Annotated in this window: 1 pseudogene; it reads right to left on the bottom strand. The window is 57.2% G+C overall.

What is annotated here, in order from left to right:
• Nucleotides 1-236 (bottom strand): annotated as a pseudogene (locus tag Q5L94_RS14150) (phage tail protein); the annotation flags it as partial.

Below are 236 nucleotides of genomic sequence, written 5' to 3'. Positions count from 1 at the left end.
CGCACTCACCAGATACGGGAAGCGTTCGTGGTCAGTGGCGAGCACGATCGCCTGGCCGACTGGCAGCTCTCCATAATGCTGCTCTGCCAATATGGCTTGGAGATTGGTCTGGAGATCCCAACCGAAATAGCGCGAGTAAAGCAGGTCGATGCCGCCATCCATGTGCCCAAAGCTGTTAGCCGGGCTCAGGATTGCATCGGCCTGTTGCGCAAAGATGTCGCCAAGCGAAACTTCGA

The organism is Idiomarina sp. Sol25 (assembly GCF_033052775.1).
GTDB lineage: Bacteria > Pseudomonadota > Gammaproteobacteria > Enterobacterales > Alteromonadaceae > Idiomarina.
The sequence above is the reverse complement of the archived record's forward strand: the minus strand, read 5'-3'. Positions and strand labels throughout refer to the sequence as shown.